The organism is Methylomusa anaerophila, assembly GCF_003966895.1.
GTDB lineage: Bacteria > Bacillota > Negativicutes > Sporomusales > Sporomusaceae > Methylomusa > Methylomusa anaerophila.
Window position 1 is genome coordinate 3,829,381 of the sequence record NZ_AP018449.1, and the last position, 16,011, is coordinate 3,845,391.

At 43.7% G+C, this 16,011-nt stretch carries 16 protein-coding genes, 4 tRNA genes and 1 riboswitch; of the genes, 19 read left to right on the plus strand and 1 reads right to left on the minus strand.

What is annotated here, in order from left to right:
- The first annotated feature begins 42 nt into the window (after nucleotides 1-42).
- The 6 genes from MAMMFC1_RS17255 to MAMMFC1_RS17280 all read left to right on the plus strand — a co-directional run bounded on the left by MAMMFC1_RS17255 (nucleotide 43) and on the right by MAMMFC1_RS17280 (nucleotide 4,827).
- Complete coding sequence (locus MAMMFC1_RS17255) at nucleotides 43-1,437, plus strand: hemolysin family protein (protein ID WP_232035500.1); 1,395 nt, start codon at nucleotides 43-45, stop codon at nucleotides 1,435-1,437.
- A 49-nt stretch (nucleotides 1,438-1,486) separates the two neighbouring features.
- On the plus strand, nucleotides 1,487-1,654 hold the full coding sequence (locus MAMMFC1_RS17260) for a YqzL family protein (RefSeq protein WP_197723848.1): 168 nt from the start codon (nucleotides 1,487-1,489) through the stop codon (nucleotides 1,652-1,654).
- A gap of 9 nt (nucleotides 1,655-1,663) precedes the next feature.
- Nucleotides 1,664-2,413, plus strand: coding sequence for a DNA repair protein RecO (gene recO, locus MAMMFC1_RS17265; RefSeq protein ID WP_126309717.1), 750 nt, complete (start codon nucleotides 1,664-1,666; stop codon nucleotides 2,411-2,413).
- Between the two features lie 77 nt (nucleotides 2,414-2,490).
- Entirely contained in the window at nucleotides 2,491-2,937 is a 447-nt protein-coding gene (locus MAMMFC1_RS17270) for a DUF4342 domain-containing protein (protein WP_232035501.1), read from the plus strand.
- A gap of 428 nt (nucleotides 2,938-3,365) precedes the next feature.
- Nucleotides 3,366-4,019, plus strand: coding sequence for a helix-turn-helix transcriptional regulator (locus MAMMFC1_RS17275; RefSeq protein ID WP_126309718.1), 654 nt, complete (start codon nucleotides 3,366-3,368; stop codon nucleotides 4,017-4,019).
- Nucleotides 4,012-4,827: a pyruvate, water dikinase regulatory protein gene (locus MAMMFC1_RS17280; RefSeq protein WP_126309719.1), complete on the plus strand. Its 816-nt coding sequence runs from the start codon at nucleotides 4,012-4,014 to the stop codon at nucleotides 4,825-4,827. Before MAMMFC1_RS17275 ends, MAMMFC1_RS17280 begins: the two co-directional genes overlap by 8 nt.
- A gap of 29 nt (nucleotides 4,828-4,856) precedes the next feature.
- On the opposite strand, the gene MAMMFC1_RS17285 is transcribed toward MAMMFC1_RS17280, so the two are convergent.
- The gene (locus MAMMFC1_RS17285) at nucleotides 4,857-5,330 is read right to left on the minus strand and encodes an LptA/OstA family protein (RefSeq protein ID WP_126309720.1); all 474 of its coding nucleotides are present in this window, start codon (nucleotides 5,328-5,330) and stop codon (nucleotides 4,857-4,859) included.
- 160 nt (nucleotides 5,331-5,490) lie between these two features.
- Here MAMMFC1_RS17285 and MAMMFC1_RS17290 point away from each other — a divergent pair, with 160 nt between their 5' ends.
- The 13 genes from MAMMFC1_RS17290 (at nucleotide 5,491) to MAMMFC1_RS17350 (ending at nucleotide 15,966) form a co-directional block, all read left to right on the plus strand.
- The gene (locus MAMMFC1_RS17290) at nucleotides 5,491-6,489 is read left to right on the plus strand and encodes a deoxyguanosinetriphosphate triphosphohydrolase (protein WP_126309721.1); all 999 of its coding nucleotides are present in this window, start codon (nucleotides 5,491-5,493) and stop codon (nucleotides 6,487-6,489) included.
- 288 nt (nucleotides 6,490-6,777) lie between these two features.
- The gene (gene dnaG, locus MAMMFC1_RS17295) at nucleotides 6,778-8,592 is read left to right on the plus strand and encodes a DNA primase (protein ID WP_126309722.1); all 1,815 of its coding nucleotides are present in this window, start codon (nucleotides 6,778-6,780) and stop codon (nucleotides 8,590-8,592) included.
- A gap of 50 nt (nucleotides 8,593-8,642) precedes the next feature.
- Nucleotides 8,643-9,752 carry an RNA polymerase sigma factor RpoD gene (gene rpoD, locus MAMMFC1_RS17300; RefSeq protein ID WP_126309723.1) on the plus strand — a complete coding sequence of 370 codons (1,110 nt, stop codon included), beginning with the start codon at nucleotides 8,643-8,645 and terminating at the stop codon, nucleotides 9,750-9,752.
- 82 nt (nucleotides 9,753-9,834) lie between these two features.
- Nucleotides 9,835-9,909 (plus strand) — tRNA-Asn (locus tag MAMMFC1_RS17305).
- 235 nt (nucleotides 9,910-10,144) lie between these two features.
- Nucleotides 10,145-10,219 (plus strand) — tRNA-Ile (locus MAMMFC1_RS17310).
- Between the two features lie 169 nt (nucleotides 10,220-10,388).
- A tRNA-Glu gene (locus MAMMFC1_RS17315) sits at nucleotides 10,389-10,463 on the plus strand.
- Nucleotides 10,464-10,580: 117 nt separating this feature from the next.
- Nucleotides 10,581-10,656, plus strand: a tRNA-Val gene (locus MAMMFC1_RS17320).
- Nucleotides 10,657-10,798: 142 nt separating this feature from the next.
- Nucleotides 10,799-11,488, plus strand: coding sequence for a tRNA (adenine(22)-N(1))-methyltransferase (locus MAMMFC1_RS17325; RefSeq protein WP_126309724.1), 690 nt, complete (start codon nucleotides 10,799-10,801; stop codon nucleotides 11,486-11,488).
- On the plus strand, nucleotides 11,479-12,597 hold the full coding sequence (locus tag MAMMFC1_RS17330; RefSeq protein WP_126309725.1) for a Nif3-like dinuclear metal center hexameric protein: 1,119 nt from the start codon (nucleotides 11,479-11,481) through the stop codon (nucleotides 12,595-12,597). The genes MAMMFC1_RS17325 and MAMMFC1_RS17330 overlap by 10 nt, the downstream gene beginning before the upstream one ends.
- An 84-nt stretch (nucleotides 12,598-12,681) precedes the next feature.
- A riboswitch (TPP riboswitch) is annotated at nucleotides 12,682-12,791 on the plus strand.
- Between the two features lie 67 nt (nucleotides 12,792-12,858).
- Nucleotides 12,859-13,059, plus strand: coding sequence for a sulfur carrier protein ThiS (gene thiS / locus MAMMFC1_RS17335; RefSeq protein ID WP_126309726.1), 201 nt, complete (start codon nucleotides 12,859-12,861; stop codon nucleotides 13,057-13,059).
- A gap of 3 nt (nucleotides 13,060-13,062) precedes the next feature.
- Nucleotides 13,063-13,833: a thiazole synthase gene (locus MAMMFC1_RS17340; RefSeq protein ID WP_126309727.1), complete on the plus strand. Its 771-nt coding sequence runs from the start codon at nucleotides 13,063-13,065 to the stop codon at nucleotides 13,831-13,833.
- 20 nt (nucleotides 13,834-13,853) lie between these two features.
- The gene (gene thiH / locus MAMMFC1_RS17345; RefSeq protein WP_126309728.1) at nucleotides 13,854-14,954 is read left to right on the plus strand and encodes a 2-iminoacetate synthase ThiH; all 1,101 of its coding nucleotides are present in this window, start codon (nucleotides 13,854-13,856) and stop codon (nucleotides 14,952-14,954) included.
- A gap of 85 nt (nucleotides 14,955-15,039) precedes the next feature.
- Nucleotides 15,040-15,966, plus strand: a complete 927-nt coding sequence (locus MAMMFC1_RS17350; RefSeq protein WP_158618806.1) for a 3'-5' exoribonuclease YhaM family protein — start codon at nucleotides 15,040-15,042, stop codon at nucleotides 15,964-15,966.
- Nucleotides 15,967-16,011: the final 45 nt, after the last annotated feature.

Consider the following 16,011-nt stretch of genomic DNA (forward strand, 5'->3'; position numbering starts at 1 on the left):
CTATCCTACTAAGAATAGCTTGCATCTTAGACCGTAACCGGAGTGCCAACGACGCAGATGCGCTTTTTCAACATTCTCGTTAGGGAGAGATGCTTTATCGACCCGGCTTTATTACTCAGCATAGTCAAACTTTTTGCAGCTTTCCTGCTGGTATTAGTGAACGGTTTTTTTGTAGTGGCTGAGTTCTCACTGGTTAAAATTCGAAAGACCCGCCTGGAAGAGCTTTCCCTGCAAGGCAATCGCCGGGCTGCTTTGGCATTAAAAGTGGTATCCGATTTAGATACTTATCTGGGGGCTACTCAACTTGGAATTACGCTTGCTTCGCTGGCTTTGGGGTGGCTTGGTGAACCGGCGATTTCTTCTCTGTTAGAGCCGCTTGTATATAAATATATTCCCGTATCCGAATGGGTCCGTAATACTATTAGTATTGCCGTGGGATTTACTGTTATTACGTTTTTACATATTGTAATCGGTGAACTTGTGCCTAAATCTTTGGCCATTCAGCAGGCTGAGAGTACGACTTTATTTTGTGCTTGGCCTCTTTATATCTTCCATAAAATCGGTTATCCTGTCATAGTTTCGTTTAATCGTATAGCACGAGCTATCTTACGCCTGCTGAATATTAAAGCGGCAAATGAAACCGATCTGGCTCATTCGGAAGAGGAGTTAAGAATGATTGTCAGTGCTAGCCATCGCGGTGGGGTTCTTGACCAGATGGAAAGCGAATTAATTGACAATGTTTTTGATTTCGCGGATCGTTTGGCCCGGGAAATCATGGTGCCGAGACAAGACATGATATGTCTTTTTGTTGATGATTCATTTGAGGAGAATATGCAGGTAGTTAAGGAAACCGGTCATACCCGTTATCCCCTCTGCGCGGAAGATAAAGACCACGTAATCGGCATGGTGCATATACGTGATTTGATGGACATGACAGATCCACCCAATAAAGACTTAAAATTAATCGTGCGGGAAATTTTGATCGTCCCTGAGGGAATGTCTGTGGCTCATCTTCTGCAAGTGATGCGCCGTAAACGCACTCATTTGGCTGTCGTTGCCGATGAATACGGCGGCACCGCCGGCTTGGTGGCTCTGGAAGACGTGCTTGAAGAAATCGTTGGGGATATTCAAGATGAGCATGATCTGGTGGAAGAAGTTGAAATACAGCGTTTGCCAGACGGAAGTTATGAGTTCGACGGCGGAGTATTATTGGATGATGTTATCGAGCTATTGAATATACGGTTGGAAGAACATGAAGAAGATACAATTGGCGGGTATATTTTCGGCATGCTTGGACGCCGTCCGGAAACCGGTGATAAGGTGGATATCGGCGATTTTTCTTTTGAGATATTGCAGGTTAATGGCTTGCGGATTGTCAGGGTTAAAGCTTCACCGCTGTTATTAGAAAATCCTGACAAGGTTGATGAGGACTTATAATTATGACGGTGATTGGTGAATCCTAAGATTATATATTCGTGAGAAAGGGATGATTGGATTGGTACTGCGGGAGATGATGTGGGAGATTTTTCAGAACACCGGCAACATCGACGCTTATTTAGCCTATCGGGCTTGTGTTGATAATAATGCAAGCCAACCTGAATCACGGGATTTAACTGGCAGTTTGTCGGCAAAACTAAAAATCATGAGTAGTTAGTGAGGTCAAATGCCGGTGGAGTATCAAACTGAAGCCATTCTGTTGGCAGTACGTAATTGGGGCGATGCCGACAGAATGGTTACTTTGTTTTCACGTGAGTATGGCAAAATAACGGCAATAGCATACGGCGCACGCCGATCTAAGAGCAAGTTAGGCGGCTGTTTGCAGCCCTTTTCTCATTTGGACTTATCGTTATCCTTTGCTAAGCTTAAAAGAGGATTGGATTCAGTAAAACAATGCGAAATTATGACATCTTTTCGGGAACTCAGAGAAGATCTGACTCTGTTGGCCTATGGGAATTTTCTCGCCGAACTGGTAAGTGAATTATGGCCGGAACGGGAAAAGGATTTTAATGCGTTTTATATTTTGTTACATGCTTACCATTTGCTTTTAGTAAGAAATCCGCGTATTACCACTTTGGCGGCTGCATGGCAACTATTATCACTGGCAGGATTTCAGCCGAGCTTTGATCGCTGTCTTTACTGTGAAAAAGATCTAATTTTTCCAGCTTTTATAGACGTGAGAGCAGGAGGGGTTGTCTGCCCGCATTGCGATCACTATCAACTGCCTGAAATTACCCGGCAAGTCCGAGATTTAATAGGCAATCTAATTAGACTTGATTGGAACAATCCTGGTAATTTTTCAATAAATGGGAAAGTTCTAAATCAAGCTGAGAGCATACTGTGCAGTTTTCTTCGCTTCCAATTGGACAAAGATTTAAACTCATTAAAGTTTATTCAACAGATTAACGCTATGTAAGCGTACTATATTTTCAGAATACATTATGGGCAGTCAGGAAATAATAAGCTGAGATTACTGTAAGGAGGCGGAGCTTGATGGATAATATTAATAATATTACTTTGGAAAAAATTGATATGGTTCGCGAAAGAATTGGGGTAACCTACCGGGAAGCCAAAGAAGCGCTGGAACGCAATGGCGGTAATGTCATAGATACTCTAATAGAGTTGGAGGGACGGACAAAAAATAATAATTGGACTGAGGAGTTTTCCGTTCGTTCAACAGAGGTTATTGATAAAGTGAAGGAACTTATTCGCCAAGGTAATATAAATAAAATACGAATCAAGCATGAGGACAGAGTCTTAGCAGAAATACCTGTAGCGCTGGGAGCAATCGGGGCCGTAGTTCTGCCGCAACTGGCGGTACTTGGCGTTTTGGTTGCGGTATTTAAACGCTGTACGATTGAAGTGATTCGAGATGAAGAAAGTGTTCCGCCTCAGGAGGAAACTACAAAAGCAGTAGAGACCCTCAGAGATCCATTATAAGTATGTAGCTCGCACAGAGTGAACTCGTTTAGCTTCTTGCTAAACTTCGGGGCTTCGGTGGGGGACTCTACCCCCACCGAAGTTTGGAAGTGGTAACACCCACTTATAGAAGTGGGTGTCTTCAAAGTTGGATAAAGCATGCTGAAACTTAGATATATTAGTAGCAACGATATCTGTGAATTTTTGCACAGGTATCGTATTTTTTTTTAAGAATACGTGAAAGTATAATATGTTAGGTTAAGCGACAGCGTCGAAGCGTTCCTAATACCCGGATATAATTTCAATTTTTTAGTGCGTTCCATATAGCATATAGTAAAAGAAATCATTAAAGGAATTCGCCAAACTTTGGCGTATAGACATAGTATAGCTTATATATTTTAAATTCTGCGCGTGTCAACATTGAGTATTCACGAAAGGGGTGTTAATTATTGCCATTAACGCCGCGACAAGAGAAAATATCCGACATCGTACGCGCATCGGGCCCGATAACCGGGGAACAGATAGCTGAACGGCTTAATGTTACCCGAGCAGCTTTGCGCCCGGATTTAGCTGTTCTGGTAATGTCCGGCCTGATCGAAGCCCGCCCGAAAGTTGGCTATTACTATACCGGGAAAGATGCTTTTTCTTTGATAACAGATCAAGTTAGCCTAATAAAAGTACGGGATATACAGTCTGTACCTGTTGTGGTATCATGTAACACTAGTGCTTATGACGCTGTCGTGACCATGTTCCTGGAAGATGTAGGCACAGTGTTTGCAGTCGAGCCTGGGGGCATTTTGGCAGGTGTGATATCGCGCAAAGATGTACTGAAGATTGCCATCGGTGGGAATGACCTTCATAAGATGCCGGTAAAGGTGCTAATGACTCCCATGCCCAAAATTGTGGTTACTACTCCGGATGAACCGGTACTTGCAGCCGCAAAAAAAATTATTGACAATGAAGTAGACAGTCTGCCGGTTGTATCGGCAACATCTACCCTGGGAAACAAAGTTTATGAAGTTGTCGGACGGTTGACGAAAACGAATGTTGCAAGGCTATTTGTAGAATTAGGCGAAGGAAAAGGAGGTAACAACTATAGCTAGTTTACCGATTATTTATGCTTTATCCGATTCAATTGGCGAGACTGCCGAGATGGTGGCTAGGGCTACGGCCAGTCAGTTCAATTCGGGTCATTTTGATATTATTCGTATCCCTTACATCAATTCCGTTGATCAGATTGAAGAAACAGTCAGAGAAGCAGCGAAACATTCCTGTGTAATCTGTCATACACTTGTTTCCCCTGATTTGCGGGCGGCATTGCTGGAACAAGCCCAGCGGTATGACGTAGCGGCAATCGATATAATGGGCCCCATGCTTAATGCAGTTCAAGAGATCTCAGGACTTATCCCCCGCCTTACACCAGGACTCATCCACAAGCTTGACCAGGAATACTTCAAACGGGTTGAAGCCGTAGAATTTGCCGTAAAGTATGATGATGGAAAAAATCCCTGGGGCTTACTTAAAGCTGATGTTGTGATTGTCGGAGTTTCGCGAACTTCGAAGACCCCGTTAAGTATGTATTTGGCGCATAAAAAAATAAAAGTGGCAAATGTACCCATGGTACCTGAGGTACCGCCGCCGCAAGAGTTGTTTCAAGTTCCGCCGCAACGAATAGTAGGTTTGGTTATTAACTCGCAAAAATTAAATGAAATCAGGTGCGAACGTTTAAAAACCATGGGTCTGGCTCCTAATGCGACTTATGCTAATATGGACCGTATTATTGAAGAACTTGAATATGCTAAAGCCATAATGAGGAAGCTCAATTGCCTGGTCATTGATGTGTCAAACAGAGCTATCGAAGAAACTGCCAACAAAATTCTAGAAATCGTCCAAAGAAATAACAAACAGTGAAAAGAGTCCCTCTTTATCCTCCAACTTGATTACAAAAATGTGTCTGTGTCAACATTATAGACTACATTAGCCGCTTTCCACCGGTTATTTCCCTGTGTTACTTCCACGTCACCGCAAAAATTCGCAATTCGGCTACGCCAGTTGAAATCAACTTTATTGGCCTTTATGGATAGATTGGTGCGGGCAAACTCTACTCCGCCATCGATGGAAGCCTGGCTGTTTGCTCCGCACACGTATACACTGTCCCCGGTAAAATGTATATCATCCTGAGTGACCGAGATTCCTCCGGAACCCCAAACTTCTAGAGATGCCATGTCAACCTTGGCTTGACCCGCAGTTATGGTGCGATTATTAACCTGGATAAAGACATTTCCTTTTAAGACATACAGACCAGTATTAATGTCAAAATAAGTTTGATCAGCGGTAATAACAGGTTTGGCAGCAGCTATGCCGGTTAATAATACAATAAAGACGATAATGAAAATTAAGGCTTTTATTTTCACTGTAGATCCCCCTTTTGATTGTATTATACTAAAACAAGTATAATACGCGCACCTGGGAAAAAGATCCGTTTCTGGTTTGAGTCTTTCTGGTCTTTCTATAAAAACGGGATAAGACAAGGAAACCATCCACATTAGATATTAGAGGAGGCAAATACATCCAATGAAGGTACGGGAACGTATTGAAGAGTTGGAATATAAAATATTAGCCCCTTTTGCGGCCAAAAGCCGGGATGCAGTGCGGGAGCGGGATGAGTCACCATGCGATTTTCGCACCGCATTCCAAAGAGATCGTGACCGAATTATTCACAGTAAATCCTTCCGCAGGCTAAAGCATAAGACCCAGGTTTATATATCACCGGGGGATCATTACCGGATGCGAATGACTCATAGCCTGGAAGTAGCTCAAATTTCCCGGACGATTGCCCGAAGCCTAATGCTAAATGAAGACTTGACTGAGGCCATAGCCTTGGGTCATGATGTAGGGCATACTCCCTTTGGTCATTCCGGTGAATACGCACTCAAAGATTTAATCGGATGTTATAGCCATAATGAGCAGAGTCTCCGTGTTGTTGAGCATCTGGAACGCAACGGGCAGGGCCTTAATTTAACAGCGGAAGTACGGGATGGAATACTCAATCATACCGGGAATAGCAAACCGCTTACTTTGGAGGGAAATATTGTTCGGTTTGGTGACCGAATTGCCTATTTATGTCATGATTACGATGATGGAATACGGGCGGGGATGCTCAGGCCTTCCGATCTTCCCCCAAATGTTGCTTCAACGCTGGGGACCAACCCTTCCCGCATGATTACTGTCATGGTGTCTGACATTATTATAAAATCTACAGGGAAAAAAGAAATTCTTATGTCAGATCCAGTTAAAAATGCCATGGACCAGTTACGCGAGTTCATGTTCGAAAAAATATATCATTCGCCCGAACTGGAACCAGACCGGAAAAAAGCTCGCTATGTTATTAGTAAGCTATATGAATATTTTATGAAGAACCCCGATAGTTTGCCGCAAGAGTTCTTAGACCGCGAAAAACGTTGGGGGTTGCAGACAACGACGGTCGACTATGTTGCGGGTTTGACCGATTTATATGCTATTAAGATATTCGAGAAGCTCTTTATCCCATCAACATGGGCCCAGTCTAAATGAGGACAATAATTTATCTTCACAACCGGGTCATTGGATCACGGTTGTTTTATTTAACAAATATACTGTTGTTTGTCAAGATCCCAAAGAGGAATTTTGTCATTTATATTGAATAATATTTAAACATGGAGCTTGATCCTGTTAACAACTGAGCATCTGTAACCGCAGTAGCAGGAATAATAATTATTTATGTCGAATTTGGCAAAATGACAGGATGCTTTGGTAGGCAGTAAACCGGTTATTTAGCAGGATTATGAAAATAAATGGCGAAAAATATGCTAGGTGAAAACTATGAAAGACTTAGTATTCGAAGATTTTATTGAACAGTTGCGTGAGACAAGCGACATTGTTGGTATAATCTCCGATTACGTACCCTTAAAAAAACGAGGTAAGAATTATTGGGGATGTTGCCCATTTCATCATGAAAAAACACCATCATTCTCTGTTACTCCTGATAAAGGATTTTTTTACTGTTTTGGATGCCAAACCGGCGGTAATGTCTACAATTTCTTGATGAAAATCGAAAACATTGGTTTTTTGGATGCGGTGAAGTTATTAGCCAATAAAATGAATGTTTCCTTGCCGGCAAAAGAGAAATCTGAACGGGAAAAAATAAGGGATCAGGAAATTAACAAAATATATCAGGCTACCGAATTAGCCAGAGATTTCTTTTTTTCGTGTTTGACTAAAACCAATTTGGGTAAAACCGCTCGGGAGTATTTGGCAGCACGAGGTGTTGCTGATCAAACAATCGAGACTTATAAAATAGGCTTTGCTCCCCCTCAGTGGGATAAGCTTTCCCTAGCATTTTTGGAGCGCGGTATTTCCCTGGACGTTTTACTTAAATCGGGATTAGCAGTTTCCCGACAGTCCGGCCGAGGAGTATACGACCGCTTCCGGAACCGTATTATATTTCCGATCTGTGATGCAAGGGGAAGGGTCATCGGCTTTGGTGGCCGGGTGATTGATAATAGCCAGCCTAAGTATTTAAATTCTCCGGAAACCTTAATTTTTAATAAACGCCACGTTTTATATGGATTTGATATAGCTTATGAGAATATCCGCGGCTCTGGTCAGGCAATTGTTGTGGAAGGTTACATGGATGCCATTACCGCACACTGTATGGGGATAAAAAATGTAGTAGCCTCCTTGGGAACCGCTTTTACTCCCGAGCAGGCAAGACAGATCCTTAAATGCAATGTGGAAATGGTGTTTTCATATGACAGCGACAGCGCCGGTCAGAACGCAACCTTAAGAGCGTTGGAAGTAGTGCGTGCTTTGGGAGCTAAGATTAGAGTTGTGCAGATTCCTGACGGCAAAGACCCTGATGAATTTTTGCGAAAATACGGCAGTGAAGCATATAAGCTTTTGATACAGGACTCTCTGCCGCTAGTTGAATATCAAATTAGTCAGGCTTTAGCCAATACGGATTTTTCAAGTATCGAAAGTAAAATTGCCGCTGTTGCGAAGCTTGTTCCTATATTGGCTGTAACTAGAAATCAGGTGGAAACCGAAGCTCATATATCTCGGCTTTCACAACTAATAGGGGTTGACGAGGGTGCGTTTAGAGCCGAAATACGAAAGTACATTATTCAAAGCAAAAAGGATAATAATGTAAAAAACGGGAAAAATATAAATATTGCGTTTTCATCTCAGAAACCTATCCCGGCAAGAACCAAAGCTGAACGCCAGATTATTCGCTTAATGTTTGACGAACCTTCGCTTATTCCTTACGTTGCCACGCAATTGAAAAGTGAAGAAGTACATGGCAGTGAGCGAATAGAAATAATTAATTTTATATTTAACGCGTATAATATGGAAAAAAATATTACACCGGCTATATTATATAATGGTGCAAATAATCTAAGCGAAAAAGCAGCAACCGAGCTTTCTCATATTATGTTAATGGATATAGAATTCCATGATATTGCCCAATTTGTTGACGGTTGTATAAGAGCTATTCGCTTGGCGCATTTAACTGCTTTATATGAACAACACCGTTTGACGGCCGATGAATTAGAACGTATGGGGGATAGCAACTTTCTGCAGGAATTAGCAGAGAGTCAGCGAATCAAAAATGAGATTAGCAAGTTACATCAACTTTAACTTATCAGTATCCACATTTTCCGGTCTTGCCAAGGGAAGGGGGGAGAAATATGGCCGATAAAAAAACTTTGTCCAATGAGCATGTTGACGAATTGCTGCATAAAGGCAAAAAACGTGGCGGTGTGTTGACATATGCCGAGATCATGGATACAATGCAGAGCGAAGATTTATCACCGGATGAAATTGACGATATGTATGAGATTTTCACTAATAAAGGCATTGAGATTGTTGATGAAGTGCCCGATGTGGAGATGATAGACGGTCCGGATATTTCTGAGATCGAAGTTACGGCCGAAGAGGTAGATATTGATCTCACCATTCCAGAAGGTATCAGTATTGACGACCCTGTTCGCATGTATCTTAAAGAGATTGGCCGCGTTCCACTCTTGACGGCTGATGAAGAGATTAAATTGGCTAAGCGTATGGAACAGGGCGACGATGAAGCAAAGCGCCGGCTGGCGGAAGCCAACCTTAGACTGGTTGTAAGTATTGCTAAGCGATATGTGGGTCGAGGTATGCTGTTTTTAGATTTAATTCAGGAAGGAAACTTAGGTCTTATCAAAGCGGTAGAAAAATTTGACTACAACAAGGGATACAAATTTAGTACCTATGCTACCTGGTGGATACGTCAGGCAATTACCCGGGCGATTGCCGATCAGGCGCGTACCATACGAATTCCTGTTCATATGGTTGAAACAATAAATAAATTAATTCGTGTTTCACGTCAGCTTCTCCAGGAATTGGGACGTGACCCGATACCGGAGGAAATTGCAAGAGCAATGGATGTCAGCGTGGAACGGGTTCGTGAAATTATGAAGATTGCCCAGGAACCGGTTTCGTTAGAAACACCCATTGGCGAAGAAGAAGACTCTCATCTGGGAGACTTCATTGAAGATCAGGATGCGCCGGCGCCGGCCGAGGCTGCTTCCTTTATGCTATTAAAAGAACAACTGGAAGAAGTGCTGGAAACTTTGACACCCCGTGAGGAGAAGGTTCTCAGATTGCGATTTGGTCTGGATGACGGTCGTGCCCGTACATTGGAGGAAGTTGGACAGCATTTCGGGGTAACACGCGAACGTATTCGGCAAATTGAAGCGAAAGCACTAAGAAAGCTTAGACATCCTAGTCGCAGTAAAAAACTCAAAGATTTTCTGGAATAGGGATGTCCGAAGTTCTATTTAATTATTAAAAAAACTTGACGTAAAGATGACCATGAGATATAATAATTTTCGTTGGCGTCATTCCTCGATAGCTCAATGGTAGAGCACTCGGCTGTTAACCGAGTTGTTGTAGGTTCGAGTCCTACTCGAGGAGCCAGTTTATAAGTTTGTAAAACAGGCTTTCTTCGGAAAACCTGTTTTAATATCTCTCTAGGTAACTGCTAAGGTTATCAAATGCCTCGAACTGCTTAGAAATTGTCAGATGCTAGGCACGATGAGGACCGGAACGAAGACGTACTGGGTGGTACGTTGTAGTGAGGACCGCAAGAGTAACGACGCAGATGGCGGTTTATAAGCAGTTCCCAACTTAAAGGTGAATAGTTACGCCTCTAGGGCCTATAGCTCAGCGGTAGAGCAGCCGGCTCATAACCGGCTGGTCCCTGGTTCGATCCCAGGTGGGCCCACCAATTTGGTCATCGGTCATCGGGTGTCAGGCAGCGGGAGTGTTTCGTTGTCTCCAAATGATTGAAATCCGACAATTAAATAAGTATTTTTAGTCATAGGTAGTAGATAAGAGAGATAAACTTAAATAATTTCGTTCCCGACGCCTGCTGCCTGATGACCGCCTACTGTTATGGCCCGTTGGTCAAGCGGTTAAGACACCGCCCTTTCACGGCGGTATCAAGGGTTCGATTCCCTTACGGGTCACCATATTCGATATTCGAGGTTCGATGCGCGATGTTCGAAAGGGCAGAAGTGACGAGCCTGGATAAATAGTTTTCGGCTAGGTGTGACGAAAGTCGAACGTCAGATGTCGAAAATCGAAACGGGCGATTAGCTCAGCCGGGAGAGCGCCTGCCTTACAAGCAGGATGTCGGCAGTTCGATCCTGTCATCGCCCACCAAATTTTGCAAAAACCTACGAGCAGTCTTCGTAGGTTTTTTTACGTTTGTGAATGAATAGGCAGGGGGGGGGTTTCCACAAAAAGGATTTTTACCCTAGTTCGAGAAATACTATGGTTGGGACATCATGTAGGAGGAGCTCAAGTGAAACTCGGAAAACGTCTCGCCGCCATTGCTTCTAAGGTTCCCCAAGGCAGCCGACTGGGTGACATTGGTACCGATCATGCTTATCTTCCAATCTATTTGGTCCGGCATAATATCATTTCTTATGCAATAGCGGGTGATCTCCACCAAGGACCTTATCTTTCAGCTCAAAAGGCAGTTCAAGACGCCGGGCTGGAAAAATTTATTTCCGTTAGACAGGGAGACGGGCTTAATGTAATTAAGCCGGGAGAAGTTGACGCAATTGTAATTGCCGGCATGGGTGGAGCCAATATTATAAATATACTTACCAGCCGACCGGATGTCACCGGAACTGTCACCCGTATGATTCTTCAGCCAATGATTGCTGCTGCTCCCGTCAGACGTTGGCTTACTGAAAACAGGTGGCGGATTACTGATGAAACTTTGGCAGAAGATGAAGGGAAAACTTATCAGATTATTGTAACGGAGCAGGGAGAGACTCAGCCATTAGACCCTATTTTCTATGAAATTGGGCCAGTACTGTGGAATAGTAAACATCCGCTATTAAAACAGTTAATAGCCGAGATATTGATACATTATAAAGAAATTATAATTGCAATGAGCGGCAGTCCCGCAGCCGCGGCTTCACCTAAATATCAGGAACTTATAGCCAAAATGAAAGCATTGGAGGAAAAACTCATATGCCTGTAATGTGTCAAGCTGTGATAGATGCAATGGAAAAGCTTGCGCCCGCGCAGTTGGCGGAAGCATGGGATAATGTCGGTCTGATTATAGGCAAACCAAACCAGGAAGTCAGTAAAATTTTAGTGACGCTGGATGTGGATGAGGCTATAACCGATCAGGCAATCACTTCCGGAATACATATGATCATAGCCCATCATCCTTTCCTGTTTAAAGGTATTACGAAAGTACGAACCGATCAGCCAGCAGGGCGTATACTGAGCAAAATTTTGCAAGCAGATATTGCTGTTTTTGCGGCCCATACCAATTTGGATATAGCGGATGGTGGTGTAAATGATGTGCTGGCTGATAAGCTGGGCCTTAGAGATACAAAACCACTGAAAATCACGACAGCCGATAAATTACGTAAGCTGGTGGTTTTTGTACCCAAAAGCCATGTAGAAGAAGTACGTTCGGCCATGACCATGGCCGGAGCGGGTCATATCGGCAATTACAGCCATTGCACATTTCAAACGTCTGGAACAGGTACTTTTTTCCCTTTGGCAGGAACCAATCCTTATCTTGGTAAACAGGGACAGCTTGAATATGCGGATGAATATCGATTAGAGACTATTATACCGGAAAAGCTCAGCCACACTGTGATCAGCGCCATGATCAAAGCCCATCCCTATGAAGAGGTAGCTTATGATGAATATCCATTATTAAATGCCGGCGCTATTCATGGATTGGGACGAATAGGACGCATTGCAGCGCCTGTTTCACTCCGTAAATTTGCTGATGATGTGAAACAGGCACTAGGTATTCCCTATGTCGTTATAGCCGGTGACGCGGATAAAAATATTACGCAAGTTGCTGTATGCGGCGGCAGCGGCGCGGCCTTGATACCAAGCGCCGCTGCCGCCGGGGCGGATGTGCTGGTGACCGGTGACGTCAAGTATCATGAAGCCCAAGAAGCAGTAGCTAATGATCTAGCCATAATTGACGCCGGACATTTTCCCACGGAAAACCTTGTAATACCTGGCATTACAAATTATTTGCGTCAATGTGCGCGGCAAGCCAACTGGGATGTGGAAATTATTTTCAATACAATTAGCAATAATGTATTGTCTATATACTGACTGCCCGATAATTCACAGATAATTCACAAATTGTTTGACGCCTTGTCAAATATAATATAAAATAGAGGACATAGAAACAATTAATATGTCGGCCGAGGGAGCTCATGTTATGGGCTGAGAGTGGAACTAAAGAGTTCCTGACCTCTAGACCTGAACGGGATAATGCCCGCGTAGGAAAGGCGTTAATTTGAGATATTAGCGTGCCTGCTGAGCGGGTACGCTTTTTTGCCTTGTCATAATTGAATGGAACGGAGGCTGACTATGACGCTGACAATCAACGGAAAAGAAGAAATAGTGGCCAACGGAACAACTTTGGCTGCACTTATCCAAGAGAAAGGGTTGAAGCCTGCTGTTATCGTTGTGGAGTATAACGGAACAATCGTCAAAAAAGAAGAGTGGCCCAATATCATCTTAAAAAATACTGATTGTTTGGAGATTGTGGCCTTTATAGGAGGGGGTTAAATTATGTCTGATACATTTGCAATTGGCGGTAAAAATTTGACAAGTCGTTTGTTCCTAGGGACAGGCAAGTTTGCGTCAAATAAATTAATACCGGAAGTTGTCAGGTCTTCCGGTTCGCAAGTGATAACGGTAGCGCTTAGACGGGTAAACCCTGATCAACCAGAAGAGAACATTGTTTCCTATATTCCGCAAGATTGCATACTCATGCCTAATACATCCGGTGCAAGAAATGCCGGGGAAGCAATCCGTATTGCTCAGTTAGCAAGAGCGGCTGGTTGTGGTGATTGGATTAAAATTGAAGTTGTTTCAGATCATAGGTATCTGCTGCCGGATAATATGGAAACCATCAAAGCGACAGAAGTTTTGGCGGCGGAAGGATTCGTCGTTTTGCCCTATATGTGTCCTGATCTAATGGCAGCTAAAAAACTGGTTGAAGCCGGCGCGGCGGCAGTAATGCCTTTAGGAGCCCCAATCGGAACAAACCGCGGGTTAAAGATGAAAGAGCTCATTGGCATTCTAATCGAAGAGATATCTGTGCCAATTATTGTGGATGCAGGAATCGGACGCCCATCGGAAGCGGCGGAAGCTATGGAGATGGGAGCGGCGGCAGTACTTGTAAACACTGCGGTTGCGACAGCCGATGATCCCATAGCCATGGCGAAAGCTTTTGGGTTAGCTGTGGAGGCTGGTCGACTAGCGTATTTAGCGGGACCTGGTACCGTACGGGACTATGCCAGTGCGTCCTCGCCGTTGACAGGTTTTTTACATGAGTAGTTCGGCAGGAGGTGAGCAATGTGAGTGTCTATAGAGAACTTGAAAAGTATGATGGCTTTAATTTTTATGAGTTTTTTGACCAGGTCAAGGAAGGTACAATTTTACAAATATTAGATAAAAAACGCTTATCGGTTATAGACTATCTGGCCCTATTGTCTCCTGCGGCTGAACACCAGCTTGAGGCCATGGCCCAGCGGGCTCACCGGGAAACAGTACAAAACTTCGGCAAAACCATTTTGCTCTATACACCATTGTATCTTGCCAACTATTGTGTAAATCACTGTGTATATTGCGGGTTTCAAACTGCCAATAAAATTGCGAGAAAAAAATTGTCCCTTGAGGAAGTTACTCTAGAGGCAAAACAAATTGCTGCTACCGGGTTAAAACACATATTGCTGTTGACAGGCGAATCCCGCATTCATTCGTCCGTTTCTTACATCAAAGACTGTGTCGAAATATTGAAGCAGTATTTTACCTCGATCAGTATCGAGATTTACCCATTAGAGAAGGATGAATACGCCGAATTAATAGCCGCCGGAGTTGACGGACTTACCATTTATCAGGAGGTATATGATCAAGAGATATACTTAGACCTTCATAAAGCCGGACCGAAAAGAGATTTCCGGTATCGTCTCGATTGTCCCGAGCGAGCGTGTCAAGCCGGAATACGTACGGTAAATATTGGCGCCCTGCTGGGTCTGAACAACTGGCGTCAAGAGGCATTTATCACCGGAATACATGCCGACTATTTGCGCCGAAAGTATTTGGACGTGGAGGTAAGCATGTCACCGCCTCGCATGCGTCCGCACACAGGAGGATTTAAGCCGCGGGTGATAGTCAGCGATAAGAATCTTGTTCAATATCTTTTGGCTTTCCGGTTGTTCTTGCCCAGGTGCGGGATAACTTTGTCGACAAGAGAAAGCGCTTATCTGCGGGACAAATTATTGCCGTTGGGTGTGACGAAAATGTCAGCCGGTTCTTCCACGGCTGTCGGTGGTCATTCGCCAAACAAGACAACCGGCCAGTTCGAAATAGCGGATGAACGCAGTGTGGAAGAAATGACGGACATGCTATATGCGCAAGGTTATCAGCCGGTTTTCAAGGACTGGCAGATGTGGTAGATACAAAAAGCTTCATCACAGCAGGAATAAAGTGATGCTCCCGCGAATATATAGAAAAATATTTTTGATATGGGAGAAAAGAGACATGTTGCACGAGTTTCGTGTTGGTGACCAAATTAGGCACGTGAGTTTTTTAAGACTGCAAAAATCCGGTGTCGCCGCTAGTGGAGGAATGTTCGCCAGAGGCAGCTTGAGTGATAAAAGCGGCACACTAAATTTTATCACCTTTAATCAGGAAGTTGTCGAGTTTTTAAAAGAGTTGAGCAGCCAAGTTGTGGTTGTACATGGAACAGTTCAGGCAGATCGTTATGGCGGTGACGGCGCCCGGCAGGTTGTTGTGGAAAGGCTTGAACTGCCGACGGAAGACGAAGACTTATCTCATTTAATTCCAAGCACAACGAAAGATATCGACTTCTATAAACAATTACTCCAAGAGCTCATTGCCGGCATAAGCAAACCGCATCTGAAAGGACTCTTGACAAGTCTTTTTTCGGGAGATACATATAAAAAGTTTGTGAAGAGTCCGGCAGCTATGAGTTACCATCATGCTTATACCGGTGGATTATTGGAACACTCCGTGGATGTAGCCAGATTGGCACAGGCGATGGCAAGGGAGTGTCCAGGGGTTGAGCCTGATTTTGTTGTAGCCGGCGCCTTGCTCCATGATATCGGTAAAATAAGAGAACTTTCCCCGGATGTTGGTTTTGAATATACAGAGGTTGGGCGTTATATCGGACATTTAACCTTAGGCGCCTTAATGGTTGAAAAGGTCATGACTAAAGTTCAGGACTTTCCCAGGCAGGATGCCTTGAACCTTATGCATATCCTTCTGTCTCATCACGGATCCATGGATAAGGGATCACCGGTTGGCTGCGTAACGAAAGAAAGCCTGATTGTTCACTATGCCGACGAACTAAATGCTGTATTGAATCAATTTGATGAGCTGGAAAAGAACAACAAAGGGGAATGGCAGTATCACAAAATGTTAGGACGGCAAGTACGAGTAAAATGAACTTTTCACTTTAAAGCAACAATATAGCTTGAATTCCGGTTTAGT

Coding starts and splice junctions, on each gene's coding strand:
- MAMMFC1_RS17350 (WP_158618806.1), top strand. CDS start 15,040: ATGTTGCACGAGTTTCGTGTTGGTGACCAAATTAGGCACGTGAGTTTT.
- MAMMFC1_RS17330 (WP_126309725.1), top strand. CDS start 11,479: ATGCCTGTAATGTGTCAAGCTGTGATAGATGCAATGGAAAAGCTTGCG.
- MAMMFC1_RS17290 (WP_126309721.1), top strand. CDS start 5,491: ATGAAGGTACGGGAACGTATTGAAGAGTTGGAATATAAAATATTAGCC.
- rpoD (WP_126309723.1), top strand. CDS start 8,643: ATGGCCGATAAAAAAACTTTGTCCAATGAGCATGTTGACGAATTGCTG.
- dnaG (WP_126309722.1), top strand. CDS start 6,778: ATGAAAGACTTAGTATTCGAAGATTTTATTGAACAGTTGCGTGAGACA.
- MAMMFC1_RS17260 (WP_197723848.1), top strand. CDS start 1,487: ATGATTGGATTGGTACTGCGGGAGATGATGTGGGAGATTTTTCAGAAC.
- recO (WP_126309717.1), top strand. CDS start 1,664: ATGCCGGTGGAGTATCAAACTGAAGCCATTCTGTTGGCAGTACGTAAT.
- MAMMFC1_RS17340 (WP_126309727.1), top strand. CDS start 13,063: ATGTCTGATACATTTGCAATTGGCGGTAAAAATTTGACAAGTCGTTTG.
- MAMMFC1_RS17270 (WP_232035501.1), top strand. CDS start 2,491: ATGGATAATATTAATAATATTACTTTGGAAAAAATTGATATGGTTCGC.
- thiS (WP_126309726.1), top strand. CDS start 12,859: ATGACGCTGACAATCAACGGAAAAGAAGAAATAGTGGCCAACGGAACA.